The sequence below is a fragment of the Novosphingobium sp. BL-S-20 genome (assembly GCF_055521635.1).
In genome coordinates, this window is the sequence record NZ_CM145493.1 from 433925 (window position 1) to 460372 (window position 26448).

A 26448-nucleotide genomic window follows, 5' to 3' on the forward strand; every position below is an offset into this window, starting at 1 on the left:
AGGATGCACCTCCGCGCACCTTGTACGTCATGAGAAGATCGCCACGAACTCTTGCGCAGAATTCAACGTGTGAGATCGACCATCTCGGGTACAATGCAGATGTTACCTGAAATCCCGGGTAATCCTGCATCCCGCCCTGCCGCAGCGTTGAGGACCACTTCATGAAGCATATCTGCTGGAAGGCTGTGGCCGGGTTTTCGTTTCTGGTTTGGAGTATGCCTGCAATGGCCAAAACCGTGCCGATGGTCCGACTTGCCGAACTCGAAATCGCACCCGAAAGCATCGAAGCTTACAAGGCGCATTTGCGGGAGGAGATCGAGGTTTCCATGCGCAGCGAACCCGGCGTGCTGATGCTCTACGCCGTCGCCGTTCGGGGGCGGCCTAATCAGATCCGTCTGACCGAGGTCTATGCCGACCAAGCCGCGTACGACGCGCATGTTCGCAGCGCCCACTTCCTGAAGTACAAGATGGCGACAGCGAACATGGTGCGATCGTTGACGCTGACTGACACGGATCCGATCTCTCTCGAAAGCAAAAGCCCTCCTGTAGATTGACGGCTTGTTTGCTTCAGCATTGGCACTGGCGAACGCTAGGAATGGGAAAACGAATTCATTGCCCCCTTCGATGTGTTCACTGCTACCACCAGCTAAGCTCGTGCGACGGACTTGGAAGCTAATGGTATCGCGGCGAATTTAGGTCTGCGATTGCAGTCGCCTGAATGGTGGTCAGCTTCGCGCCCCCATTCAAGTCGTTCGACAGCGATTTTGCCTCGCCTGAAAGCGGACACTCAGATTTTGGATGAGTCTGGGACTTAGCGGTCAGGTCGCTAACAGTAGAAACTGCCTATTAGCTCTGTATCCGACCCAGCCATCCGGTAATCTCGTTGAGCGTCCTCCGCTCCTGATCGGCCTCCATGACGAAGGCCTGCTCTATGTGGGATCGTGGCGCGTGGCTGGCGATGACGTCCGGCGCACTTCCCACACCATAGCCGCCATGGGTTATGAACGGGCGGAGCCTTTTGCCGGCCAGGTCATGTGCTTTGAGAAACGAACGGATCGGCGCCGGTGCTGTAGTCCCCCAGATCGGCAGCCCGAGGAAAATCTCGTCATATGTCGCGATATCCTCGACCCTTGCCGCGAGCGGAGGCTCGACACCAGCTTGTCGTTCGCGCTCCGCCTGAGCGACATGCTGTTCGTAATCGGCCGGATAGGGGTTCGCCGGCCTGATCTCGAACAGCGTCGCCCCCAGCTTGCGCTGAAGGGTCTCGGCGATAACCCGCGTGTTGCCCGACCGCGTCAGATAGGCGACGAGCGTTCTGCTTCCCGTGATCTTGGTTGATCCTCCTTCCTGTGCACAGGCGGCAGTGCCGGAAAACGCCAGCACCGCCGGCGCGGCCAGCAGAGCACGACGCGAGAAATCTTCGGATGCGCCCATGACGGTTTTGGTGGCCCGCAAACGGCCGCGTTCATCGATGGTCATTGCTGCCGGAACCTTCCTTCACCGGCCGGAGCAGATGCGAAAATGTAAGCTGGGCCAAGCGCCAGTTTCCGGACTGCTTCGTATAGACCTCCGTCACCATGAAGGCATTGGTGACGGTGCGAGGACCGACGACAGCCTCAAGGTCCATGTCCTCCAGAACGATCGCGGTGTCGCCGAACATGCGCACGTCGACCGCGTGGATCGACGCCTTCTTGTACCAGATACCGCCGCTTTTGATCGTAGCGAGCTCCTGAGCCTTGCCCCAGGTTCCGCCCATGTGCGTGAACATGGCCCGATCATCAAAGAGCGTCGCCAGGGCGTCGACGTTCTTGTCCGCCATCCAGTCCCACTTGCTGTTCGAGAGGTCGATGATCTGCTGCTCGGTCGGCGTGTGGGAGGCGGCGGTCTTGATCGTCTCTGTCGGGGGCGCCGGCGTTTGTTGCGCCAGCAACGGCTGCATGGGCAGCATCGATAACGTGAGACCGATAGCCAGCTTTCGCATGTAACTCTCCTATTGAATTCTCGACGTTCAAACGTACCGATCGGTCCGAGCCTCCCCGTTGCCTAGGACCCTCAGCTTGGCGCCTCGACGCCAGAGAAGGTCAGGACTTGCGGGGGAAGCCGAGCGCCCTGCACCTCGATGGCGCGCACTGCCGTGTTCAATTCCACGATCTCCTCCGGCGAGAAGCGCACCTGTCCTGCGGCGCTGTTCTCGGTCATATGCGCCATCTGGGTCGTGCCTGGGATCGGCACGATCCACGGGCGCTGCGCGAGGAGCCAGGCAAGCGCAATCTGCCCCGGCGTCGCGTTCTTTCGGACCGCCCATCGCTTCACCAGTTCGACCAGAGCGAGGTTTTGGGGCACATTCTCAGGGGAGAACCGCCCTTCGCTGCCCCGGATGTCGCCCTGGGCGAAGCGGGTCTGCGCATCGATCGCGCCGTTCAGGAAGCCAACCCCGAGCGGGCTCCAGCATACGAAGCCGATGCCGAGCTGTTCGCACAGCGGTAGCACCTCGGCCTCGGGGCCGCGCCACAGCATCGAATATTCGTTTTGAACAGCGCTCACCGGCAACGCGGCGTGGGCGCGACGCAGCGTGCCGAGCCCCATTTCGCTCAGGCCCCAGTGACGGACCTTGCCCTCACGCATGAGGTCGCCGACCGCACCGGCGACGTCCTCGATCGGCACCGCAGGGTCGACGCGGTGCTGATATACGAGATCGAGATAATCGGTGCGAAGCCGCTTGAGCGACCCTTCTACCGCCCGCTTGATGTGATCGGGCCGGCTGTTGAGCGGGGCGCCCGTGACGCGCTTGCCATCGGGATCGATATTCCACCCGAACTTGGAGGTGATAACCACATCCTTGCGGAAGGGCTGCACGGCCTCGCCGAGGATGCGTTCGTCCTCGAACGGGCCGTAAGCCTCCGCTGTGTCGAACAGGGTGACGCCGCGCTCATAAGCCGCGCGTATGATGCGGATCATCTCCGCCCGGTTTGGAATGGTCGTCTGATAGGTCCGGTGCATATTCTGGACACCGAGACCGACGGCGGAGACCTCAAGTGAACCCAGCTTGCGACGATCGCCAACCTGGACCGCCTTGCCTGGAGTCGTTGCTGCTGTGGCGCTCGTCGCCCTGCCTGTACCCGCTCCGAGCGCTGCGAGGGCGACGCCCGTTCCCGCCACGCCGAGCAGGCCGCGCCGGCTGACCTGCCCTGATGCTACTTCATCTGACATGGTATCGCCTTTCGATCAGAGCTTGCGGGTGCCGAGCCATTTCACCATCGCAGGATCGCGATGGTCGAAGAAGCTGCTGGCCTTCTGGTCCAGCGTGGCGATCGCGGCGATGTCCTCTTCGTCGAGGGCAAAGTCGAAGATCGCGAAATTCTCGGCCATGCGCTCCTTGCGGACCGACTTGGGGATCGCGACGATACCGCGCTGGTTCAGCCAGCGCAGGACGACCTGGGCGACGCTCTTGCCGTGCTTGGTCCCAATTGAGGCGAGCAGTTCATTGCTGAAGAGCCCGTTCTTGCCTTCGGCAAAGGGCCCCCAAGCTTCCGCCTGAACCTTGTATTCCTCAAGCAGGGCCTGGGCATCGTCCTGCTGGTGGAAGGGATGGATCTCGATCTGGTTGACGGCAGGCGTGATCTCGTTATGAAGCACGAAATCCAGAAGGCGATCGGGATAGAAGTTGCTCACGCCGATGGCCCGGATGCGGCCATCGCGATGGAGCTCCTGCATCGCCCGCCATGCGCCATACACATCACCGTAAGGCTGATGGATCAGCCAGAGGTCGAGATAGTCGAGCTGTAGCTTATTGAGCGATCGCTCGAAGGCCGCCTTCGCGCCTTCATAGCTGGCGTCCTCGATCCACAGCTTGGTCGTGACGAACAACTCGCTGCGGTCAATGCCGTGGTTGCGGATCGCATGGCCGACGGCTTCCTCGTTTCCGTAGGAGGTGGCGGTATCGAGGAGGCGGTAGCCAACATCGATGGCGTCTTGCACGCTGCGTTCGCATTCTGCCGGGTCGGGAACCTGGAATACGCCAAAGCCGAGGCTTGGCATTGCGACGCCGTTGTTCAAGGTGACGGTGGGAACGGACTGGGACATGGGAGATCCTTCGGTTCAAATCAGCGATTGACGAGGCTCTGGTTGGCAGCGGAATAGCGCTCGCCCACCAGTTCGATGGCAGTCAGTGCCGTGCGAATACGGGCCAGGTCCGGCTCGCTCAGCTCGACGGTCACAGCACCGAGGTTTTCTTCAAGCCGGTGCAGCTTGGTTGTGCCGGGGATCGGCACGATCCACGGGCGCTGGGCCAGCAGCCAGGCCAAGGCGACTTGCGCCGGGGTTGCGTTCTTCTCGGCCGCGAGGGTCATAACCAGATCGACGAGACCTTGGTTGGCATTGAGCGCATCGGTCTGAAAGCGCGGAACCGTGCTGCGGAAATCATCCTTTGCGAACACCGTATCGGCGCTCATCTTACCCGTCAGGAAGCCCTTCCCGAGCGGTGCGAACGGGACGAAGCCGATACCGAGTTCATCGAGCACCGGAAGGAGCGCGTTCTCCGGCTCACGCCAGAACATCGAATATTCGCTCTGCAGCGCGGCGACCGGCTGCACGGCATGGGCACGGCGGATCGCATCGATGCCGGCTTCGGACATCCCGAAATGCTTGACCTTGCCCTCTGCGATCAGATCTTTGACGGTGCCCGCCACGTCCTCGATCGGCACATTGGGATCGACGCGGTGCTGATAGAACAGATCGATGCGATCGGTGCGCAGGCGCGCCAGCGCTTCGTCAGCAACCTGGCGGATACGCTCAGGGCGGCTGTCGAGGCCCTGCGCCGGAACCCCGTTCACGAAACCGAACTTGGTGGCGATCACCACCTCGTCGCGGATTGGCTCGAGAGCTTCGCCCACCACTTCTTCATTCAAACCGGGGCCATAGGCTTCTGCCGTGTCGAAGAAGGTCACACCTCGCTCATGAGCGTCGCGGATCAGCGTCACAGCGGCACTGCGCTCCATCGGGGGGCCATAGCCGAAGCTGAGACCCATGCACCCAAAGCCGATTTCCGAAACTTCGAGGCCGGTACGTCCGAGTTCGCATGTGTTCATGGGACTGTCCTTTCTTCAAGCAGCGCCGGTGGCGCCCAAGGGTCTGGTGTTCGAAACTTTGTCCGGTGCAACGATCGTGGTCAGCACCACCAGTAGGGCGAGGACCAGCATGACCGTGCCGGTGTCGAACGCGGCGCCGATGCGCCTGACGGCAAAGGCCTGTCCCTGAAGTCCAGCGCTTGCGATGCCGGCGACCGCGACGAGGACGCTGAGGCCAACCGAACTGCCGATCTGGTGCGCTACGTTGACGGCTCCCGAAGCAGCGCCGGCATTCGCGTGGGCTACTCCGGCGACACCGGCAGAGGTCAGCGGGCTGAGCGTCAGACCCTGGCTCACGCCGATCAGAAGCATCGGTAGCGCGACCGTGATGATGTAGGGCGAATTTGCGCCTGCAAAACTCAGCCACGCCATGCCCGCAATGCCGATGACGATGCCCACGACCATCAGGCGGTTGGCGCTGAACAGCTTGACCAGTCGGGGCACGGCGATGGCGAACGGTACATGGAGGATGGTCGCTGGGATGAAAGCGAGACCGCTTTTTGCCGGACCGTAGCCCTTTACGTCCTGCAGGTAGAGGGTCGTGAAGAAGAAGAACCCGACCATAGCGCCCAGATAGAGCACCCGCGCAGCATAGGCGCCCGAACGCACCCGGCTCGAGAACAGATCGAGCGGCAGGATCGGTTGCGCAGCGCGGCGCTCAATCTTGACGAACAGCACGATGAGCACGACCGCTCCGGCGATCGACATGATTGTGATCGGATCTCTCCACCCGCTTTGTGCGGAATGGATGAAACCGAAGACCAGACCACCGATGCCCAGCGTGGAAGTGAGGGCTCCGAGCAGATCGAAGCGGCCAGTGTGCTTTGGCGTCTCCTCGATATAGCGATAGGAAGCGATGATCAGGCCGATGCCGACCGGCAGGTTGACGTAGAACCCTGCGCGCCAAGACACCCATTCAGCGAGAACACCGCCGAGGACCAGACCGACCGTAGCCGAGGCGCCTGCTGCAGCTGCATAGTAGGAAACCGCACGGGTGCGTTCATGACCTTCGGCAAAGTTGGTCTGCAGCAAAGCGAGTGTCGACGGCGCCAGAACGGCGGCGCCAAGGCCCTGGATCGCCCGCGACGACAGCATCCACGTGGCCGACGGCGACGCACCGATTGCGAGGGACGACAGCGTGAAGATGGCAAGGCCCGTGACGAACATCCGCCGACGCCCGAGAATGTCTCCTGCGCGCGCGCCCAGCAGCATGAAGCCCCCGAAGGTCAGCGTGTAGGCGCTTTGGACCCATGCGAGATTGGCCTCGCTGAAGCCGAGCTGCTCGTGGATCCTGGGAAGCCCGGTAAGCACGACCGAGATATCGAGAACGATCATCACGTAACTCACGAGGATGATCGCCAAAATGGCGCTCTTGTGCGGTTCGCCGGAGGGTTGAAGGCGCTGCGTCATAGCGAGGTTGGTCCGAAGCTCTCATCAGGCTGTCCGGCAATCGGGCACAGGCAGCGGAGGGAATTGTTGGATTGGATATAGCCCGCGCACTGGAATGCGATTAGACGCCATAATCAGCATGTCGCTATAAGGTGATCTAATTAATGGCGGGCGAGAACTACAACGAGCTAGCGGCCTTCGTGATGGTGGCTCGTGAGCGGAGCTTCACTCGCGCTGCGGCTCAGCTGGGTGTTTCGCAATCGGCGCTCAGCCAGACGATTAGGGGGCTCGAGGAGCGACTGGGCCTGCGCCTGTTGACCCGAACGACCCGCAGTGTCTCGCCGACCGAGGCAGGCCATCGCCTGTTCGACACGGTGGCGCCACGTTTTGAGGAGATCGCGCAAGAACTCGGCTCGCTGAGCCAATTGCGAGACAAGCCTTCGGGCAAGATCCGAATCAACGCCGGAGAACATCCCGCTGTGTCCGTTCTGCAGCCGGCTCTGCGCAAACTGCTGCCCGACAATCCCGATATCAGCGTCGAGATCATAGTCGATTACGGCCTTACCGATATCGTTGCGGGAGGGTTCGATGCCGGTGTGCGCCTAGGTGACCAGGTCGCCAAAGACATGATCGCGGTGCGCATCGGCCCAGACCTGCGCATGGCTGTCGTCGGCTCGCCAGACTATTTCACCCGCTATCCCGTGCCACGTTCGCCGCAGGATCTTACCGCGCATAACTGTATCGGCATCCGGCTTCCGACGTACGGCGGCATCTTCCCTTGGGATCTCGACAAGGACGGCCATGAGGTCAATGTCCGGATCGAGGGGCAGCTGGTCTTCAACAACATCAGCCTGCGACTGAACTCGGCACTCGACGGGCTGGGCCTCGCCTATCTCCCTGAGGATCAGGTGCTGCCCTTCATCGAACGTGGTCAGCTGATCCGGGTGATGGAAGACTGGTGTGAACCGTTTCCTGGCTATCACCTCTATTATCCCAGCCGTCGCCACGCATCTCCGGCCTTCGCGCTGTTCGTGGAGGCCTTGCGCTATCGTGTCTGATGGCCGACCGCGTCTGCATACTGCGCATCGCTGACAAGTTCCTCCCACGCCACGGATTGGCCATTGCTGCCCTCCGCCAGCGCCACGTGGGTCATTGCTTCGTCGGGGTCTGCGCCGTGCCAATGCTTGATACCGGGGCCGATCCAGACGACATCGCCCGGTCCGAACTGCTCGGCCGGCTGCCCCCACTGCTGCACGAAGCCGTGACCGCGCGTGACGACGAGGGTTTGCCCGAGCGGATGCGTGTGCCATGCGGTATGCGCGCCAGGCGCGAAAGTTACAGTCCCGCCGCCGATACGCGCCGGCGCTTCGCGCTGGAAGCGCCCCTCGACTAGCGCGGTCCCGGTGAAGTTGGCGGCCGCGCCGGTGGATTTCTCGGTGGAGCCTTCCCGGATTACCGAAACGCCCGGTGCCGTGCCTGGGTCGTCACCTGCCACGGCAGGCATCGGCAGGCATGCCGCGCCGATCGTTATCGCCGCCTTGCTCAGTCCGCGCATCACTCAGCCTCGCTCTTGGGATGGAACACCTCACGCGCGACGCCAACGGCGGTGATCGCGTTGGGCCAGCCCGAGTAGAAGGCAAGCTGGGTGATTGCCTCCACGATCTCTGTCTCGGTGACCCCGTTTGTCCGCGCAAGCTGCATGTGCGATCGTAGCTGCTCGGGGCGATTGAGCGCGATCAACGCGGCGACAGTGATGAGGCTACGGTCCCGCTTGGCCAAGCCCGGCCGTTCCCACACGTCACCGAGCAGGACTTCGTCCGTCAGTTCCGCCAGCTTGGGGTCGATGTCGCCCATCAGCTGCTGCGCGCGCGACGGCGCGCTGGCGGTGTTCGCTGCGGGTGTCTGAGCCTGAACCAAACCCGGCATTCCTGAGCCCAGCATCGTGCCTGAAACGAGGATGAGGCTGCGCGTGATCGTCTTCTGAGAACGGCGGAGCAATATTCGGCCACGCTAGCGGCGGGATAGTCCCGCTGCGGACGGCGTAAAAGTCGTCCACCTTGAAGCCTTTCTGCCAAGTCAGGGAGGTGTGGGGATCTACAGCGTGGAACTTTATCTTCAGGTCCGTTTGGCTTGCGCGGAAGGTATGAGCCAGCGGGCGGCGGCGAAGCGTTTCAATGTGTCGCGCGATACGGTACGCAAGATGCTGTCGTTTTCATCGCCGCCGGGTTACCGGCGTCAGTCTGTACCGCAGCGCCCGAAGCTGGACGGGTTTGTGGCGATCATCGATGGATGGCTTGAAAGGGACCGCAGTGTCCCGCGCAAGCAGCGCCATACGGCGAAGCGGGTATTTGACCGTTTGCGCACCGAGCATGGTTTCACCGGCGGCTATACGATCATCAAGGATTACATCCGGGAGCGTGAGCAGCGCGGCCGGGAGATGTTCGTGCCGCTGGCGCACCCGGCGGGAGATGCGCAGGCCGATTTCGGGGAAGCGCTGGTGGAGATCGGCGGGGTGGAGCAGAAGGCCTACTTCTTCGCGCTCGATCTGCCGCACAGTGATGCCTGCTATGTGCGGGCCTATCCGGCGGCAGTGGCGGAGGCCTGGGTGGACGGGCACGTTCATGCCTTCGCGTTCTTCGGCGCGGTGCCGCGCTCGATCGTCTATGACAACGATCGCTGCCTTGTGGCGAAGATCCTGCCAGACGGCACGCGCAAGCGTGCTACGCTATTCAGCGCTTTCCTGTCACATTACGTGATCCGCGACCGCTATGCCCGCCCGGGCAAGGGGAACGAGAAAGGCAATGTGGAAGGGCTGGTTGGTTACTGCCGCCGCAATTTCATGGTGCCGATCCCGAAGTTCCCGACCTGGGAGGCCTTCAACCTGTGGCTGGAGGAGCAATGCCGCAAGCGCCAGCAGGACAAGGTGCGCGGGGAGAGCGAGACGATCGGTGAGCGCTTGCAGCGCGATCTCGCGGCCATGCGGCCTCTGCCCGCAACACCCTTCGAGGCCTGCGACCAGACCGGTGGGCGGGTCTCCTCGCAATCTCTGGTGCGCTACAAGACCAACGATTATTCGGTTCCGGTGGCCTGGGGCCATCAGGAGGTCTGGATCAGGGCCTATGTCGATGAAGTGGTGATCGGATGCCGCAGCGAAGTCATCGCCCGTCATCCTCGTTGCTATGCCCGCGAGGAGGTTATCTTCGACCCGCTCCACTATCTCCCGCTGATCGAGCAGAAGATCAACGCATTCGACCAGGCCGCCCCTTTGCAGGGGTGGGACCTGCCCGAAGCGTTCACGACACTGCAGCGGTTGATGGAAGGGCGCATGCACAAACATGGCAGGCGCGAATATGTACAGGTGCTGCGCCTGCTGGAAACGTTCGCCGTCGCCGATCTCCAGGCAGCGGTGGAACAGGCCATCGACCTTGGCGCCATCGGCTTCGATGCCGTCAAGCACCTCGTGCTGTGCCGGGTCGAACGCGTACCGCCCAGACTGGACCTGGACGTCTATCCCTTCCTGCCACGCACCACGGTCGAGAAGACCTTTGCCAGAGCCTATCTGAGCCTCCTGTCCGACCAGCAGGAGGCCGCATGAGCGATCAGGCCCCGGAGATTCTTCTCGCTCACCATCTCAAGGCACTCAAGCTGCCTACGTGCCTGCGAGAGCATCACAAGCTCGCGCGGCAATGTGCCGCTGAAGGCGTCGATCACATCCGCTTCCTCGCTCGTCTCGTCGAGATGGAGATGATCGACAGGGAGCGTCGTATGGTCGAGCGGCGCATCAAGGCTGCGCGCTTCCCCGCCGTCAAAAGCCTCGACAGCTTCGACTTCGCCGTCATCCCCAAGCTCAACAAGATGCAGGTGCTCGAGATGGCGCGCTGCGAGTGGATCGAGCGGCGTGAGAACGCCATCGCTCTGGGGCCATCGGGCACCGGAAAGACGCACGTAGCTTTGGGGCTCGGACTGGCTGCATGCCAGAAAGGACTGTCGGTGGGCTTCACCACTGCGGCGGCGCTGGTCAGCGAAATGATGGAGGCGCGCGACGAGCGGCGTCTCCTCCGCTTCCAGAAGCAGATGATCGGATACAAGCTGCTCATCATCGACGAACTGGGCTTCGTACCGCTCTCCAAGACCGGCGCCGAACTGTTGTTCGAGCTGATCTCCCAGCGTTACGAACGCGGCTCCACCTTGATCACCAGCAACCTGCCCTTCGACGAATGGACCGAAACCTTCGGATCCGAGCGGCTTACAGGCGCGCTCCTCGACCGCCTGACCCATCACGTCAGCATCCTCGAGATGAATGGCGAAAGCTATCGCCTCGCTCACAGCCGGGCCCGCAAGGCCAAAACCAGACCCTGAAAATTACGCCAATGCCGGGGGGAGTGCCCCTCGGGCTACGCCCTCACGCCACTCCCCCCGGCATGTAACACGATGGCCTGGTTTTACGCCGCCGCATGGCCGACTTTTGCTCCGCCGTTGACATCTGGTGCCGTCACCGGCTGGCCTCCCCTTTGGTGATCTACGGAGAGCAACATCGCAGGATCGCGGTGCCGGAGAACGTGCACATGGCAGGCTATGCCCGGACGATCGACGAGATCTATGATGGCGGCAGCGTTCTGCTGACACCGTCCTATCTCCCGGGGGGGATCAAGACCAAGGTGCTCGAAGCCTTCGGCTATGGCGCTCCGGTGATCGGCAATGCGGTCACTTTCGAGGCCATGGATGTTGACGACTATCCATTGCGGATCGAGGGCGAGCGCGAGCTGTTATCGATCCTCCGCGATCCTGACAGTCATCGCGACGTGTTTCGGAGGGCCGCCGTAGCCGGTTCCCGGATGATCGCGGCAGCCAACGACCCGGATAGCTTCTCCAGGCGCTGGGAAGAACTTGTGCATTCAGCGGTAGCGCAACATGGGCAGCGGCCAATCGGTCTCGAAGTGCGGGCCAGTCAGGTGTTGCCCGAGACGGTTCGTGCGAGTTGCGAGCAGGCTTCTTGATCGGCAATCAGATCTTGCCGGGCAATGGCGTCGACGGCGCGTCGCAGCGAGGCATAGGCCGGTGGGTCGAGGAGCCTGAAACGGCTCTCGAGGTCGGCAAGCCCGGCGTCGAGCAGGATTCCGCTACCATGACGCTGCAGCCAGCGGCCCACTTCCACGGATGCCAGGGCGATCGGCACCACACCGAAACTCTGTGCCTCATAGAGACGGTTCGGCAGGAGCCAGGCAGAGTTCAGGCCCTCTTCGAACCAGTCGATCATCCAGGCAAAATGGCACTGTCCATAGATATCGCCGAGTTGCTCGGGTCCATAGGGACCGAGATAGGTGCAGTGCGGTGCGCGTGCGAGTTCCCCCGGCAAGTCCTCGAAGATGGCCGTCGTCGGGCGCCCGGCAACAAGGATGCGGACGAGGCCGTCAAGCTGTCGGGCAAGCCCGGTCAGCACATCGAAAGTACGGCGGCAGCGCAAGTTGCCGAGCCACCCGATGGTCCAGGGCGGCCCCGGCGGCGCGGGGAGAGGGGCAGGAAGGGGCGGATCGAGCGCGAGCAGACGGTTTTCGACGAGCGCCACGGGCAGGTCAGGGGACCTGACGGCAAAGTGGTGGCGTTCGAACGCAGGGGAAGAAACGATGACAAGATCGACGGCCTTCAGCAGCGTGGCCTCGACGGCCCGGATCATCCGCGCCGGCATCGAATTGCCGAGCAGAAGGCGGTGGATGTCGAGACATTCGTAGATCAGCCGGGAGCCCCTGCGCCGTGTTCGCACAGCGATGGCGAGCGCTTCGAGGTTGCGTCCAATGACGATGTCCGCATCGCTGGCCGCGGCACCGGCTCTCCCGGGGGCCGAGAACCAGCGCAAAACAGCGAGAGTTCGCTGCAGCATCGCCGCGTCGGACGTTGCGCAGAGCGCCTCGACGTTCGCGCCCTCAATTCGCGTCGGTGGAGGGGAGCCGCGATAGAAGCCGACAAGCCGGATGTCGTCTCCGCCCTCGCGAAGCATCCTGACGCGACGAGCGACGGCGGGATCGTTGAGGTCGTGTACGTAGTAAGCAATCCTGGCCAAGCGGAATCGTCCTCACGGTTTCAATGCAGAAGAAATCAATTGATTTGCTGCACTGCAAGAGAAATATTGCCGTTCAACTCTGTCTTGATGTATAGTTGTAGCAATACATCATCGATACCCACAATTTGCTGTAAGCTATCCTGTTTGGGTAACCGTCCGATATGATGACTTCTCCGGCAAAAGGAACTGGCAAGGTACTTGTGAACGTTCAGGGGCTCAGAGCGGCCGCTGCCCTGCTCGTCGTCCTCTTTCATCTCAAGGTTCTGTTCACGCCCTTCGGCGTGCAGGAGAGCCGGATTGAATTTGCGGCGCTCGGCGTCGACCTTTTCTTCACGATCAGCGGCTTCATCATGGTCTACACGACCGATTCGACGCGCATGACGCCGCTCCGGTTTCTGCGTAATCGGGCCATACGGATCGTGCCGCTCTACTGGACGATGACGCTGCTCGTCTTCACCATCGCCCTTGCCGTCCCACGCGTTCTGCAAAGTACCGCCGCCGACCCGCTTGCGGTTGTGAAGTCGCTCCTGTTCATCCCCTACGCGCGTGTCGACGGGCAGATGATGCCGATGCTGTTCTTGGGATGGTCACTCAACTACGAGATGTTCTTCTATCTCGTCTTCGCCGGCTCGCTGGCCATTGGGCGGGGCACCCGCCAGTTCGAGATTTGCGTTGCGGTCATCGTTGCCCTCGTGCTTGCCGGCTTCGTGCTGCGCCCGGAAGGGCCGGGCCTTGCGTTTTTCTATACCAATCCCAAGCTGCTCGAATTCGTGGCGGGCATGACGGTCGCGCATCTCCGGCTCGCCGTTCCAGGACCAGGCTGGACCGGGATCGCGAGCCTCATGGCGGGCGCCATCTGGCTTGTCGCCACGCCGCTCATGCTGTCCGGCCCGGCTTCGACGCTGAGTGCAACCGGGGCCTGTACGCTCATCCTCATGGGCGCCCTGACCGCCGAGAGGGCGGGACATCTCGCTTCCTGGAAGATCGTACAGCGCATCGGGTACACCAGCTATTCGCTCTACCTTGTCCACCCATTCGTCACGCAGCCGGTCATCGTCGCCTGGCAACACCTGGGCGCCGGTAGCCCGGTGGCGGCCGGTTTCTCGATCCTGCTGGGGCTTGCCGGGGCCGTGGTCGCTGCGGACATTCTCTATCGGCTGATCGAGCAGCCCGCCTCGCAGGGCCTGCGAACTCTGCTCCAGCGTGGCCGCCCGCTCGGAGCGGCTGGCTGAGTTCATTTTCGCCGCGTCACCCGTCGAAGGCCGAGGTCTATATCATTGCCGCAAACGCGCAACGCAGCGGGATCGAAGGCCCGGCCCCTTCCGGTCGGCCGGGCCTTCATGCTCAGGGAAGCTTCAGGGCATCGCGGATGATGTAGAACACGTCGGTCTGGTCGAGCAGGCCGGAGAAGTTCGCGGCATGCGGGCCATAGGCGGCGATACGCAGCTGCGTGCCGGTATGGCCTTGAGAGCCGGTTTCGGCAGTGCCGTAGCTGACCGTCATCACCCCGCCTTCACGGGTCTTGAGGGCAGCGGTCAGGCCCGGCGCGTGCCTGCCATTGGCGATGATCTGGCTGCTGTGGGCATGGTCGGCGGTGACGATCACCAGTGTATGGCCATCGGCCTTTGCGAAAGCCAGCGCGACCTGCACGGCCTCGTCGAGATCGACCGTCTCGCCGATCTGGCCGCAGGGATTGGCGGCATGGTCTTCCTTGTCGATCGACGCGCCCTCGACTTGCAGGAAGAAGCCTTTGGGATTTCGTCCGAGCAGGTCGATAGCCTTGCGCGTCATATCGGCCAGCGTCGGAATGTCGTCGGTACGCGAATCGTTGATCTCGCAGGTGATCGGCGGCTTTTCGAGATTGCCGTGGAGGCTGGCCTTGGGGCCTTTCCAGCGCACCGGCATGTCGCCTTGCGAGAACAGGCCGAGCAGCGGCTGCTTCTGGCTCGCCGCCGAAACCTGTTCGAGTTCGTCCGCATTGCGCACGAGCCGGTAGCCTCGGGCCTGCGCTTGCGCCGTGAGCGTCCTGCCCTTCCACTTGCCTGCACGGGCCGTTTCTTCAAATGCCGCGCCGCCGCCGCCGAGGGTGACATCGGGGCGGGTGTCGAGAAGCTGTTCCGCGATCGATCCCAGGCCGCCGTTCTCCAGCGCGTTGGCCGGACAGGCGGCACTGGTCACGACCGGCCCGAAGCACTTGCGCTGGGTCACATGCGCGACCTGGGCGGCCGGGGTGGCGTCCTCGATCTCGGCGGTGGAAACGTCGCCGGTCGCGAGGCCTGCCGCCTTGGCGCGCGTCAGCAACGAGGCATGGGGCTTTTCGGCGATATCCACTCCGATCGCACCGTTGTAGCTTTTCACCCCGGTCGACCAGGCCGTGGCGGAGGCAGCGGAATCGGTCACGTAGTTCGGCTTGCCGGTCGCCTTGTCGAGCGAATAATGGGTGTATTGGCCGGTGAAGGGCAGGGCATCGATGCCCTTGAAATAGCCGCCTGCGCCTTCGGCGTAGTTGCGTGCCAGGGTGATCTCGGAATCGCCCATGCCGTCGCCGATCAGCAGGATCACGTTTCGCACTTCGCCGTCGCTGTTCAGGCGGCGGTAGAGGTCGGTCATGTTGCCATGCAGACGGCGTGCGCCGCCCGGCTCTTGCGGATCGCCGGCGGCGGCGCGGGCAAGATCATCGGGAGATGCGGCGGTCTGGGCCATCGCCGGAACGGCGCTTGCGAAAGAGAGGAGCGCCGAAGCAAGCAGGCGGTATTTCATGGTCGAACTCACGCAGAAAGAGACGGGATATGCGAAGGAGCATGGCGCCTTTCGGGGGGCGCCATGCCCGGCTTCACGCCCTTAGGCGGTGAGTTTGACAGTCATGCGTGCGGGCCAGGAAAATTTCCTCGGAAGTGGGAACGGGATTGCGTGGTGACCGGCCACCGCTACGCCGACCGCGCCTGCCCACCTGGGGCAAGCGCGGTCGAATCTTGAGGGATCACCTGATGATGCGGGAACGGTTTTAGAAGCTGGCGCCGATACCGAACCAGTAAGTGCGCCCATAGTTCACCGTGCCGTAAGTCGCGTCGTCCAGGCGCTTGTCGTTGATGTTGTAGATACCGGCCTTGAGCTGGATCATCGGGTTCAATGCGTATGAGCCGAGCAGGTCCGCGGTCACATAGGCCGGTGCGGCGCCGCCCGTTGCTGTGGCTTCGTATTCCTTGCCGTAGTAGTTGATCGAGGTCCAGACCGTGGCCTTGCGGCTGATCTCCCAGTCGGCTCGCGCATTGGCCTTGTACTTTGGTGTCAGCGCCAGCGGTGCGCCCTTGTTCGCGCCGCTCTTCTGCTCGGAATCGAGGTAGGTGAAGTTGCCCCGCAGCGATACCGCGCGGCTGACTTTCCACTTGCCGCTCAGCTCCACGCCGAGGATCGAGGCCTTGTCGATGTTGATCCGGTTGAGCACTTGCAGGCCCTGCCAGCGCTGGTCGGTCGTCTCGGTCGAAAGGCGGTCCCGGAAGTCGTTGTAGAACACCGTGGCGCTGAGCGAGATGCCGTCGCGGTTGGACCACATGGCCGTCGCTTCGTAATTGGTGCTGCTCTCGGGCTTGAGGTTCGGATTGCCGAACTGGACCAGCCGGTTGCGGCGGATGACCGCATAGTCCGGGATCACCGCGCGCAGCTCCGGCGCTTTGAAGCCCTTGGCTATGCCGCCCTTCAGCGTCAGGCGCTTCGTGGCATGCCAGACGGCATAGGCGCGCGGATTGAAGTGGCTTCCGTAGAGGCTGTGATCGTCGAGGCGGATGCCTCCGGTCAGCGCGAAGGCATCGGAAACACGCCATTCGTTTTCGGCGAAGATCGCCTTCTGGGTGACGGAGTAAGTCTCGTATTCGAACTCGTTGGCCTGGCCCCGATTGGCCTGGTTCCAGTCGGTCAGCGAGGTCTTCAGCCATTGGACGCCGATCGTCGGCGTGTTCGTGCCGATCGGCAGGGTCAGCTTGCCGTCGAACACCTGGTTGCGGATTTCCGGCTTGCGGCCGTAGACGTCGGCCTGGTCCGGCGTGGCAAGGCCTTCGCGGCTGGTCTTCTCGTCGAGGTAGGAAAGCGTGGACGTAGCCGCGCCCCAGCGGCCGTTGTGGGTGAGCGACCAGTAGTCGCGGTCGTTGTCCTGCTGGCGGGTCGCCCAGTTGGCGCTGACGCCCTCGCCATTGCGCAGCCGCGACAGGCCGCCTTCCAGGATGATGTCGTGATCGGCGCTCGGGGTCAGGAAGAGGCGGCCGCTGGCGTTGCGGTTACGTGACCGGGCGAAGCCGTTGGTCACTTCCACATTGTCGTCGGCGCCGCGTTCGAGCAAGCCGCCCCAGAGCTGGAAGCCGAGCAGGCCGCTTATGAGAGGTCCGCTGACGAAGGCCTGGACGTTATGGGCATCGCCCTGGTCCCCGGCCTCGCGCAGGGAGATGTCGTAGGACAGGCTGCCGCTCCATTCCGTGCCCGGCTTGCGGGTGATGATGTTGATGACGCCGCCGATCGCATCCGAGCCGTAGAGCGAGGACATCGGCCCGCGCACGACCTCGATGCGTTCGATCGCGGCGGCGGGCGGGGTGAAGCCCTGCTCGTAGCCGCGATTGCCGTTGACGCGGGATTCGCGGCCGCTCTGGCGCTTGCCGTCGACGAGGATCAGCGTGTAGTCGCCGGGCATGCCGCGCAGTTGGATGTCCTGCTCGTTCGCGCCGCCGTTAACGACCACGCCTTCGACATCGCGCACTGCATCGCCGAGATTCTGGATCGAGCGACGGCGCAAGTCGTCGCCGTCGATCACGGTGATGGAGGCAGGCGCGTCTTCCACCGTCTGGTCGTACCCGGTCGCGGTGACGACGATGTCGGTGGGGGCAGCGCCATCCGCGGCGCCATCAGCATCGGCGGCACCGGTGGAGGCATGGGCCGGAACCGAAAGCGAGGCCGCGGCGATTGCGCAGACGGCGGCGCAGGCGGCATGGCACGACGCGCCGCGCAGGCGAGCGCGGACATTGAGACCGAATTTCAAGATGTAATCCCCCGTGTTGAAGCATGGTCCCCAAGACGGCGCACGACCTTTCAAGCCGCGAATGCAGCGAGATGGAATGGCTGGAACAACGTGACCGCAACCCCCTGACCGGCACGGCGGCTCTGGGCCGCCGCACCGTTCGCACCCTTGGACCGATATCGGCAGATCACGCCGGTATCGGCAGCGGGCCATGGCAATCCGCCGCTTGGTGGGCCGGTTCTACCAAGGTGACACATTGCTGCAAATGAAACTCATTAGTATTGAAATATTACTAAATATCAATTGCTTGATAGGATAAAGATATCCGGGCTTATGCCGAAAGTGTCTCCATTTATGCCCGGAATTTCAACGAACTGTGTCACTTTTTGCACGGCCTGGCACCCGCCCGCCATTCGCAGATCGATTGTCGAATGCGCTCCGCCACTTAGTTGTTCAGACTGCGCCTGATCTCGTCGAGATCGAGGTTATGGCGGCCGACCTTGTAGTAGAACGTCTTGCGGGCGAGGCCGAGGTTGGCCATCGCCTTGCTGATGTTGCCGCCCGCCGCGCGTATCGCTTCCACCAGGATGCTGCGCTCGAAGGCGTCCACTTGCTGGTTGAGCGGCAGCGGAGCCTGACCGGCCGAGGCACCGTCCTCCAGCCCGAGGACGACGCGCTCGGCGAAATGCGCCAGTTCGCGCACATTGCCGGGCCAGTCGTGGTCGACCAGTCTCGCCCAGGTCTGCTTGTCGATCACCGGCACCTCGCGGCGCAGGCGACTGGCGGCGGCCTCCAGCAGGTGGGCGAAGATCAGCGGAACGTCTTCCCGTCGCTCGCGCAGCGGCGGAATGCGCAGGCGGATCGCCGCCAGACGGTAGAGCAGGGCGGGTTGCACCTGCATCTCGCCGACGTTCTCGCGCATGCAGGCGATGACGCGGACGTCCACCGGCTGCGGCTCGCGCGCACCTTCGGGCAGCACGATGCGGTCTTCCATGAATTGCACGAGATTCGCCTGAAGTGCGTCACCGGCCTGGTCCACGTCGTCCAGGAACAGGGTTCCGTCGTGCGCCTGCAGCAGTTTGCCGTCTACCGGGCCGTGGCCCGAACGCAGCCCGCCGTGCAGCATCGGGCGGGCAACCGCGTCGGACAGGGCGCCGCAGGCGACCGTGACGAAACGCTGGCGCGCGCGCAGGCTGCGCTTGTGGATCATCCGCGCGACCAGCTCCTTGCCGGTGCCGGTCTCGCCTTCGATCAGTACGTCGATATCGGTCGCGGCCAGGCTCTCGATCGTGGCGCGCAGCCGCACGATCGCGGGGAAGTTGCCGATCAGCGGGGAGGTCGGCTCGCTCACCATCTGGCGCAGCAGCCGGTTCTCAAGCACCAGCGCGCGCTTCTCCGCCGCCCGGCCGACCGAGGCGACGAGGCCGTCGGGGTCGAACGGCTTGGTGATGAAATCCCACGCGCCGCCTTTCAGCGCATCGATCGCCATCGGCACGTCGCCGTGGCCGGTGACGAGAATGACCGGCAGTTCGGCATCCATCGCTGCGATCGTGCGGAACAGCTCGATGCCCGACATGTGCGGCATCCGCACGTCGCTGACGACGACGCCGCGAAAACCGGCATCGATGGCCTTGAGCGCTTCGCGCGGGCCGGGAAAGGCCATGACTTCGTAGCCTGCAAGGGTCAGGGTCTGGCCCATGGCATCGCGCATGTCGGCGTCGTCGTCGATCACCGCGACGCAGCGGATTTCGGGCAGGGGTTCGGTCATGCTCGGCGCAACTCCATTTCGAAACAGGTGCCCGGTTCGGCCGGTAGCAGCCGCAGGGCGCCGCCGAGATCGGCCATGATGTCGCTGGCGATGACGAGGCCGAGGCCAAGTCCGGCAGGCCGGCTGGTGGCGAAGGGGGTGAAGAGGCGCTCCTGCATGTCCGGCGGAATGCCCGGGCCATTGTCCCGCACGCGGAGCAGGACACGCTCGTCCTCTACCCGAACCTCGATCGCGATCGACGGATCGGGCGTGCCGTCCAGCGCTTCGAGAGCGTTCTGCAGCAGGTTGACCAGCACTTGCTCCAGCCGGACGGCGTCGGCCATGACCCGCAGGTCTTCGGGCACCCCGGCGATGGTGAGCGCCACGCCGTTCATGCGCGAGCGCAGGATCAGCAGGCTGCCCTCGACCGGATCGCGCAAGGGGATTGCCGATACGGTGCCGGTCCCCTTGCGCGAAAAGCCGCGCAGTTCGGCGGTCACCCGGCCGATCCGCTCGGTCAGCCGCTCGATCGTGGAAAGGTTCTGCACGGCAGAGGCGGTATCTCCGCGTGCCAGGAGCTGGCGGCTGTTGGCGGCATAGGCGCGGATCGCGGCGACCGGCTGGGCGGTCTCATGCGCAATCCCGGCGGTGATCTGTCCCAGCGAAGCGAGGCGATTGGCCTGTCGCAGCCCTTCGCGCAAGGCATCGGCGCGTGCCTCCCCGGCAGCGCGTTCCTCCATTTCGCGGCGCAGTTCGCGCGTGCGCTCGGCGACGAGGGCCTCCAGTTCGTCGGTCCGCGCCGCCGCAAGCGCTGCGCGTTCCGCCCGCCGCAGGCCGCGTTCCCGTGCGATCCAGGCGAGACCGGCCAGGACCAGCAGCGCCAGCAGCGCGGATATCCGCGCGGTGCGGGCGGCGCGATCCACGCTGCCGGTCGCGGTCAACAGGTTGAGCTGCCAGCCCGACATGGCCATCGGTTCGGACGTCCACAGCAGCCGCGTGCGCGGGTCGTCCTCCAGCTGGACCATGCCGGACTTCGTCGGCGTGACCGGAATGGCCTGCAGGGACCCCTCGCCGGACTGAAGCTCGGCTCGGAACTGTTGCTGTGCCGCCTGCGAAAGCGGCCGCGTGGTCGTGAAGCGCCATTGCGGCCGACTGGTGATGAGCACGATCCCCTCGCGCCCCGTGACGAACGTGATCTCGCCCAGCCGCGCCCATTCGCGCTCGATCCTCTCGAACTCCAGCTTGACGACGATGTACCCGCCGCCGCGCGTGCGCTGCGCGAGGTAGAGACCGGGCCGCTCGCTGACGGTGCCCAGCGCGAACTGGGTTCCGGCACCATGTTTCGCGGCACTGCGGAAGTAGTTGCGAAAGGCGTAGTTCTGGCCGACGAAACTGCCCGGCGCGGCGGCGTTGCTGGATGCCAGCGTCGTTCCTCGTGCATCCAGAAGGTAGATCTGCGCGGCGCCGGTAGTCTTCGCCAGTGTTTCCAGCTTGCGGGCGACCTGCCGCAGCGCGGCCTGCGATCCTGCCAGGCCCGCCCCGATATCGCTGTCGTCCGACAGGGTCACCGGAAGCAGGCGGAAGCGTTCGATCTCGCTTTCGAGGTAGGCTTCGCGAAGCGCGGCGGCGGTGGCGGCTTCCCGTTCCAGACGGGCCTGTTCGCTGCTTGCCGCCACCTCGCCCACAGCCCAGACGGCCCCGCCGCCCAGGAATGCCAGCGCGGCGATGCAGAGAGTGGGAATCAAGGAACGGGTCGCCGCCATTCGCTCCCGATAGCGGCGGGATGGCAGTGTGCCAATAGTGACACGCGATGAATTTTCAGATGTTTCGATACCGACACAATCGGCCGGGGGCGAGTTCTGGAAATGTCAATCAACTATTTGATCAATATATATAATAATTGAGAAATAGGGCAAATTGCATCAGCGCTTCGCCTGGAGATAATGCCGCGAAATCAACCGTACCCGGTACGATGTGCTCCCATGCGGAGTTCGGCCGGGCTGGAAAGACCGTTGCCATGCCTGCCTGTTCTCCGATCCGAATCCTGCGGCACGACCGCTTCTCGCGCACGTCCCGCCTTGCCGCGGCGCGGCTGGTTCCCGCCTGAGGGGGCTTCGATCGTGCCGACAGTTCACGCGCGCAAGACGGCGCGCCTTAGCCTTGGTGCCTGCGTCTGTGCCATCGCCGCCTGTTCTCCGGCGGAGGCCGCCGAGGCCGATGCCGAGACCTACCCGGTCGGGGCAGTCGGCGAAGGCAGCGTTTCGAAAGGGTATGCCCAGTCCCGATGGGCGGAGGATTGGCGCGGCTATCGCGATCCCGCCCGCCGCGACGATCCGCTCGACCGCCTGAAATTCCTGCCGCTTGACGGCGATGGCGAGGTGTACCTGTCGCTCAGCGGTGAACTGCGGCTGCGGATGAACCGCACCGCCAACCTGAACTTGCGCAATGCGGGCGACCAGCGGCAGGACATGACCCGCATTATGGGCGCTGCCGATCTGCACGTCGGTCCGCATCTGCGGTTCTATGGCGAACTGGTCCATGCCGGGATTTCGGGCCACAATATCGGCAGCCCCGCCGGTGCGATGCGCAACGATCTCGTCGTTCAGCAATCCTTCGCAGAGGCGAAGGCGCGGCTTGGCGGTGTCGACCTCGGCCTGCGTTACGGCCGGCAGGAGTTCATGGACGGCAGCCCGCTGCTGACGGCGCAGCGGGACAACAATGCGATCCGCTATGCGCTGAACGGCGTGCGGGTCTGGGCGCGTACCGGGAGGGTACGGGTCGATGCGTTCGACCTCAAGCCGACGCGGCTGGGCACCGGCGGCGCGGGCGACGACAGGGTCGATCACGGGCAGCGCTTTTCGGGATTCACCGCGGGCCTGCGCATCCCGGCGCAGGCGCTTGGCGGATCGCGGCTCTACCTTGATCCGTTCGTCTGGCGCCTGCGGAGCCGCGATATCGCTCGCGGCGGTACCTCCGGGCGCGAGGAGCGCATGTTCACCGGCGCGCGGCTGTGGGGAGAGGCGGGCCGCTGGGCGATCGACTGGACGGTCAACCATCAGTCCGGCCGTTTCGACGGGCGCGAGATCGATGCCTGGCAGGTTTTCCTGGCCCAATCCTACAAGCTTCAGGGCCTGCCGCTGTCGCCGAGCATCGGGTTCCATGCCGATCATGCCGATGGCGGCGGCTATGCATCGGGCAAGCTGACCGCGGCAACGACGCCGCACGGCAACAACGTCTATTACAGCTACCAGCTGGCGCTCACCCCCACCAACCTGCAAACCGTCGCGCCCACGCTCTCGCTTGCGCCGCTTCCCGGCGTGCGCGCCCTGCTGGAATACCAGTTCGCCTGGCGGGCCGATGCGCGCGATGCCGTCTACCGCGCCAACCGCTCCGCCTATGTCGGCACGGAGCGGGTCGCGGGCCGCAAGATCGGCGAATCCCTGCGCGCGCAGGTGGTCTGGTCGATCACGCCGCGCGTCTCGATCACCGGGCGCTATGAGCATCTCGATGCCGGACCCGTGCTCACGCGCGCCGGATACGGCAATTCCGACTTCTTCGCCGCCTGGCTCAACCTGCGTTTCTGACGGGGACCGGATCATGCGCTCCGATCTCGTCAGCCCCCCTGATCCGCTTCACACCGCTCGAAAACCGATAAACCCTTCGCTAATCGAAAGAACCGACACATGAACGATCGATCCAGACCGGAGCCGCGACGCCGCTCCCGGCGCGGCCTCAAGATTGCCGGGGGCGTGGTCCTCGCGCTGCTGCTCGCCTTCGTGGCGTTTCTCTATCGCCCGCTCTATTTCGGCGCGGTACCTGTGGCCGAGAACGAGAAGCCCGTCGATGTCGTGGTGATCGGCGGCGGCATCATGAGCGTCACCCTGGCCACGTATCTCCAGGAACTGGAGCCGGGCTGGAAGGTACGTCTGTTCGAACGCATGGACAAGGTCGCGGCGGAAAGCTCGAACGGCTGGAACAATGCGGGCACCGGCCACTCCGGGTTCGCCGAGCTGAACTACACGCCGGAAAACAAGGACGGCTCGATCGCGACCGAAAAGGCGATCGACATCGCCGAGCAGTTCGAGGTCTCGCGCCAGTTCTGGTCCCATGAAGTGGCTGAGGGCCGCTTGCCGAAGCCTTCCGCCTTCATCAACCCGACGCCGCACATGAGCTTCGTGTGGGGCGATGAGAACATCGCCTATCTGCACAAGCGCCAGCAGGCGCTGGTGAAGAACCCGCTGTTCTACGGCATGCAGTATTCGCAGGACCATGCCCAGATCGGCAAGTGGGCGCCGCTGGTGATGGACGGCCGCGATCCGGCCCAGAAGGTCGCCGCGACGTACATGCCGCTCGGCACCGATGTGAACTTCGGCGTCATCACCCGCCAGCTGACAAGTGCTCTCCTGCGCAATCCGAATTTCCGCATGCAGCTGTCCCACGAAGTGCGCGGCCTGCGCCAGAATGCCGACAAGACATGGAACGTGACCGTCCGCGATCTCAAGACCGGGCAGGACGCGACGATCAAGTCGCGCTTCGTCTTCATCGGTGCGGGCGGTGCCTCGCTCAAGCTGCTTCAGCTTTCGGGCATTCCGGAAGCGAAGAACTATGCGGGCTTCCCGGTCGGCGGCCAGTTCCTGGCGTTCCAGTCGCCCGCCGTCACGGGGCGTCACGACGTGAAGGTATACGGCAAGGCCGAGGCCGGTTCGCCGCCGATGTCAGTGCCGCACCTCGATGCGCGCAAGCTCGACGGGCATGACGTGACGCTGTTCGGACCCTTCGCACTGCAAAGCACCAAGTTCCTGAAGAACGGATCGTGGACCGATCTGTTCGGTTCGGTGAACAACAACAATGTCGGCGGCATGGTCAAGGTCGGTGCCGAGAATCTGGACCTCGTGCGCTACCTTTCGCAGCAGGCGATGCTGACGGACGCCGACCGGCAGGCCGAACTGGTCAAGTACTACCCCAAGGCCCGCCGCGCGGACTGGAAGCTCGTCACGGCGGGTCAGCGCGTCCAGATCATCAAGCGCGACCCCAAGAAGGGAACCGTCCTGCAATTCGGCACCGAGATCGTGACCGACAAGGACGGCACCATCGCCGCGCTGCTGGGAGCATCGCCGGGTGCCTCGACTTCGCCCGGCATCATGATCGTGGTCATGGAAAAGGCGTTCCCGCAGCAGATGAAGGGCGCCTGGGGCCAGCGCATTCGCCAGATGGTTCCTTCCTACGGGAAGAAGCTGAACGACAGCCCGGCGCTGACCAACAGCATTCGCCGGATGACCAGCGAGCGCCTTGGTCTGCCGTACATCGCGGTTCCGGAAAACCTCGGGTCGGCTCCGGCTTCGGCCACTCCCGCCCCTGCCGAGGGACGGAATCTCAACCGGGAACAACAAGCTCTGTAAGGGAATAGTGCGCCGGGCGGCCTCCTCGCCCGGCGCAGTCCTCGGGGCTGACGGTCTATTTCACGCGGGGGAAACAGTGCGGCAATCCTTTGGGGAAGGCCGATATTGCATGTCCGTCGCAATAGCATTACGCGCGCTTCCATGGGTGGAAACGCGGCCGTTCTTGCCAATCTTGTCATTACCGAACGTGCCGCCCTGCTGCGCCGGGTTGGCCGGATCGTCGAAGATCCCGCCGACGCGGAGGAAGTCGTCCAGTCGATCTGGCTGAAAGTGCAGGCGATGGAAGACGATCGCCCGATCCTGTCCAAGCGCGCCTACCTCTTCCGCCTTGCACGCAATCTCGCGCTTGATTTCCGGCGTTCGCAGCAGCGGCGCGGCGCTCTGGCCGATGCCGTGCAGGCGATCCTGACGGAACGCGACGAAGCACCGGGGCAGGACCGCATCGTCGATTCCACGCTTATGCTCGAACGGGTGCGGGCCGCCGCGCTCGCCTTGCCCGAACCCACGCGTACGATCTTTCGCCTCAATCGCTTCGAGGGGGAAAGCCAGCCGGCCATCGCAAGGCGGCTGGGGATCAGCACCACAACGGTGGAGAACCACATTCGCCGGGCACTCGGCGCCCTTGCGGCAGCGCGCGAGGGGCGCGATCCGGAATTGTAATGGCGATTATTCGGAAATGGCGGGTTGGGTGGCCCGGTCCGCCGCGCGTCTAGTCAGTGTCATGGGTGGAGAGATCAGGGCGATCATGGAAATGCAGGGCAACGATACGGCCGATATGCGCGGTGAACAGGCGCGCGCATGGGTGGTGCGCCTTGCATCCCAGACGATGACCGTGGAAGAGTTGCAGTCCTTCGACAGCTGGATTTCCGCCGATCCGCGCAATCGTGCGGCCTTTCTGCGCGAGCGCCAGACCTGGCAGGATCTTGAAGCCTTGCGGAGCGCTTTCGAACTTGCGCCCGAAGCCGGAACTGAGCCGGCGGGGGCACGGCGCTTCCGGCCTGCGCTGCTGTTGCCGATTGCGGCGGCAGCGGCGTTTGCGTGGTTTGCCGCTCCCTCGGCCTGGCTCTGGGCGCGCGCCGATGCGCGCAGTGCTGCGGGTGAGCTTCGCGAAGTGCCGCTGGCGGACGGATCGCGGGCAGTGCTGGACAGCGATAGCGCCATTGCCATCGATTACGACGGTAGCGGCCGCACGATCCGTCTGTTGCAGGGGCGGGCCTGGTTTGCCGTTCGCCACGGCGACGCCCGCCCTTTCCGCGTCGCGGCGGCGGGCGGTGTCGTGCGCGATATCGGCACGGCTTTCGAGGTCGACGACACGGGCCCGAACACCCGCGTCGGTGTGACCGAGGGCGTGGCCGAACTGGAAGCGGGAAATCATCTGGTCCTGCGCGCCGGCCAGATCGCGGAAATCGGTGCGGACGGCAGGGGCCGGGCGATTGGAACGGTGCCCGCCGATCGCATCGCGGATTGGCGGCGCGGCGAATTGCTGCTGCGTGAGGTTCCGCTGCGCGCAGCGATCCGCGCTCTGGCCCGCTATCGCCGCGCTCCGGTCTTCATCGTCGGAAATCTTTCCGCAGAGCCGCCGATCAGCGGCATCTTTCGCACCGACAAGCCCGAGGAGGCGCTGGACACTTTGGCCTCGATGCGCGGGCTGGAGTGCGTCCGCCTGCCCGGCGGCATCCTGGTCGTCAGGCGCGGCGCCGACTGATCGCGCCATCGGTGGGCTTGCC

General features: G+C 64.0%; 23 protein-coding genes. 10 read left to right on the forward strand and 13 right to left on the reverse strand.

Going from position 1 to position 26448, the window contains the following annotated elements:
* The first annotated feature begins 161 nt into the window (after positions 1-161).
* Positions 162-554 carry a putative quinol monooxygenase gene (locus ACZ1II_RS02010; protein WP_465144134.1) on the forward strand — a complete coding sequence of 131 codons (393 nt, stop codon included), beginning with the start codon at positions 162-164 and terminating at the stop codon, positions 552-554.
* A 292-nt stretch (positions 555-846) separates the two neighbouring features.
* Here ACZ1II_RS02010 and ACZ1II_RS02015 read toward each other — a convergent pair whose 3' ends face one another.
* The 6 genes from ACZ1II_RS02015 to ACZ1II_RS02040 all read right to left on the reverse strand — a co-directional run bounded on the left by ACZ1II_RS02015 (position 847) and on the right by ACZ1II_RS02040 (position 6536).
* A complete protein-coding gene (locus tag ACZ1II_RS02015) occupies positions 847-1479 on the reverse strand; it encodes a flavodoxin (protein ID WP_465144135.1) in 633 nt (210 codons plus the stop codon).
* A complete protein-coding gene (locus ACZ1II_RS02020; RefSeq protein WP_465144136.1) occupies positions 1466-1981 on the reverse strand; it encodes a nuclear transport factor 2 family protein in 516 nt (171 codons plus the stop codon). The genes ACZ1II_RS02015 and ACZ1II_RS02020 overlap by 14 nt, the downstream gene beginning before the upstream one ends.
* Positions 1982-2052: 71 nt before the next feature.
* A complete protein-coding gene (locus tag ACZ1II_RS02025; RefSeq protein WP_465144137.1) occupies positions 2053-3210 on the reverse strand; it encodes an aldo/keto reductase in 1158 nt (385 codons plus the stop codon).
* A gap of 15 nt (positions 3211-3225) precedes the next feature.
* Entirely contained in the window at positions 3226-4083 is an 858-nt protein-coding gene (locus ACZ1II_RS02030; RefSeq protein WP_465144138.1) for an aldo/keto reductase, read from the reverse strand.
* A gap of 20 nt (positions 4084-4103) precedes the next feature.
* Positions 4104-5087, reverse strand: a complete 984-nt coding sequence (locus ACZ1II_RS02035; protein WP_465144139.1) for an aldo/keto reductase — start codon at positions 5085-5087, stop codon at positions 4104-4106.
* A 15-nt stretch (positions 5088-5102) separates the two neighbouring features.
* On the reverse strand, positions 5103-6536 hold the full coding sequence (locus tag ACZ1II_RS02040; protein ID WP_465144140.1) for an MFS transporter: 1434 nt from the start codon (positions 6534-6536) through the stop codon (positions 5103-5105).
* Between the two features lie 143 nt (positions 6537-6679).
* On the opposite strand from ACZ1II_RS02040, the gene ACZ1II_RS02045 reads away from it, so the two are divergent.
* Positions 6680-7573 carry a LysR family transcriptional regulator gene (locus ACZ1II_RS02045; RefSeq protein ID WP_465144141.1) on the forward strand — a complete coding sequence of 298 codons (894 nt, stop codon included), beginning with the start codon at positions 6680-6682 and terminating at the stop codon, positions 7571-7573.
* On the opposite strand, the gene ACZ1II_RS02050 is transcribed toward ACZ1II_RS02045, so the two are convergent.
* Together ACZ1II_RS02050 and ACZ1II_RS02055 are read right to left on the reverse strand one after the other, a co-directional pair.
* Positions 7561-8070: a (R)-mandelonitrile lyase gene (locus ACZ1II_RS02050; protein WP_465144142.1), complete on the reverse strand. Its 510-nt coding sequence runs from the start codon at positions 8068-8070 to the stop codon at positions 7561-7563. The genes ACZ1II_RS02045 and ACZ1II_RS02050 overlap by 13 nt on opposite strands.
* On the reverse strand, positions 8070-8432 hold the full coding sequence (locus ACZ1II_RS02055; protein ID WP_465144143.1) for a carboxymuconolactone decarboxylase family protein: 363 nt from the start codon (positions 8430-8432) through the stop codon (positions 8070-8072). Before ACZ1II_RS02055 ends, ACZ1II_RS02050 begins: the two co-directional genes overlap by 1 nt.
* A gap of 184 nt (positions 8433-8616) precedes the next feature.
* On the opposite strand from ACZ1II_RS02055, the gene istA reads away from it, so the two are divergent.
* From istA to ACZ1II_RS02070, 3 genes are all read left to right on the forward strand, one after another.
* Positions 8617-10110 carry an IS21 family transposase gene (gene istA / locus ACZ1II_RS02060; RefSeq protein ID WP_465143721.1) on the forward strand — a complete coding sequence of 498 codons (1494 nt, stop codon included), beginning with the start codon at positions 8617-8619 and terminating at the stop codon, positions 10108-10110.
* The gene (gene istB / locus ACZ1II_RS02065; protein ID WP_465143720.1) at positions 10107-10874 is read left to right on the forward strand and encodes an IS21-like element ISSsp5 family helper ATPase IstB; all 768 of its coding nucleotides are present in this window, start codon (positions 10107-10109) and stop codon (positions 10872-10874) included. Before istA ends, istB begins: the two co-directional genes overlap by 4 nt.
* 95 nt (positions 10875-10969) lie before the next feature.
* Positions 10970-11512, forward strand: coding sequence for a glycosyltransferase family 4 protein (locus ACZ1II_RS02070; protein ID WP_465144144.1), 543 nt, complete (start codon positions 10970-10972; stop codon positions 11510-11512).
* Here the strand turns inward: ACZ1II_RS02070 and ACZ1II_RS02075 are convergent.
* A complete protein-coding gene (locus tag ACZ1II_RS02075) occupies positions 11464-12573 on the reverse strand; it encodes a glycosyltransferase (protein WP_465144145.1) in 1110 nt (369 codons plus the stop codon). The two genes, ACZ1II_RS02070 and ACZ1II_RS02075, sit on opposite strands and share 49 nt — an antisense overlap.
* Before the next feature lie 200 nt (positions 12574-12773).
* On the opposite strand from ACZ1II_RS02075, the gene ACZ1II_RS02080 reads away from it, so the two are divergent.
* The gene (locus tag ACZ1II_RS02080) at positions 12774-13805 is read left to right on the forward strand and encodes an acyltransferase family protein (RefSeq protein ID WP_465144146.1); all 1032 of its coding nucleotides are present in this window, start codon (positions 12774-12776) and stop codon (positions 13803-13805) included.
* A gap of 112 nt (positions 13806-13917) precedes the next feature.
* Here ACZ1II_RS02080 and phoA read toward each other — a convergent pair whose 3' ends face one another.
* The 4 genes from phoA to ACZ1II_RS02100 all read right to left on the reverse strand — a co-directional run bounded on the left by phoA (position 13918) and on the right by ACZ1II_RS02100 (position 21067).
* On the reverse strand, positions 13918-15333 hold the full coding sequence (gene phoA / locus ACZ1II_RS02085) for an alkaline phosphatase (RefSeq protein WP_465144147.1): 1416 nt from the start codon (positions 15331-15333) through the stop codon (positions 13918-13920).
* Positions 15334-15577: 244 nt separating this feature from the next.
* Complete coding sequence (locus ACZ1II_RS02090; protein ID WP_465144148.1) at positions 15578-17596, reverse strand: TonB-dependent receptor domain-containing protein; 2019 nt, start codon at positions 17594-17596, stop codon at positions 15578-15580.
* 424 nt (positions 17597-18020) lie between these two features.
* Positions 18021-19343 (reverse strand): sigma-54-dependent transcriptional regulator, encoded by a 1323-nt coding sequence (locus tag ACZ1II_RS02095; RefSeq protein ID WP_465144149.1) that lies wholly within the window; start codon positions 19341-19343, stop codon positions 18021-18023.
* A complete protein-coding gene (locus ACZ1II_RS02100; protein ID WP_465144150.1) occupies positions 19340-21067 on the reverse strand; it encodes a sensor histidine kinase in 1728 nt (575 codons plus the stop codon). Before ACZ1II_RS02100 ends, ACZ1II_RS02095 begins: the two co-directional genes overlap by 4 nt.
* Positions 21068-21502: 435 nt before the next feature.
* On the opposite strand from ACZ1II_RS02100, the gene ACZ1II_RS02105 reads away from it, so the two are divergent.
* The 4 genes from ACZ1II_RS02105 (at position 21503) to ACZ1II_RS02120 (ending at position 26426) form a co-directional block, all read left to right on the forward strand.
* Positions 21503-22906, forward strand: coding sequence for an alginate export family protein (locus ACZ1II_RS02105; RefSeq protein WP_465144509.1), 1404 nt, complete (start codon positions 21503-21505; stop codon positions 22904-22906).
* 99 nt (positions 22907-23005) lie between these two features.
* Positions 23006-24721, forward strand: coding sequence for a malate dehydrogenase (quinone) (gene mqo, locus ACZ1II_RS02110; protein ID WP_465144151.1), 1716 nt, complete (start codon positions 23006-23008; stop codon positions 24719-24721).
* 141 nt (positions 24722-24862) lie between these two features.
* Complete coding sequence (locus ACZ1II_RS02115; protein WP_465144152.1) at positions 24863-25381, forward strand: sigma-70 family RNA polymerase sigma factor; 519 nt, start codon at positions 24863-24865, stop codon at positions 25379-25381.
* Between the two features lie 28 nt (positions 25382-25409).
* Positions 25410-26426, forward strand: coding sequence for a FecR family protein (locus ACZ1II_RS02120; RefSeq protein WP_465144153.1), 1017 nt, complete (start codon positions 25410-25412; stop codon positions 26424-26426).
* Positions 26427-26448 lie beyond the last annotated feature (22 nt).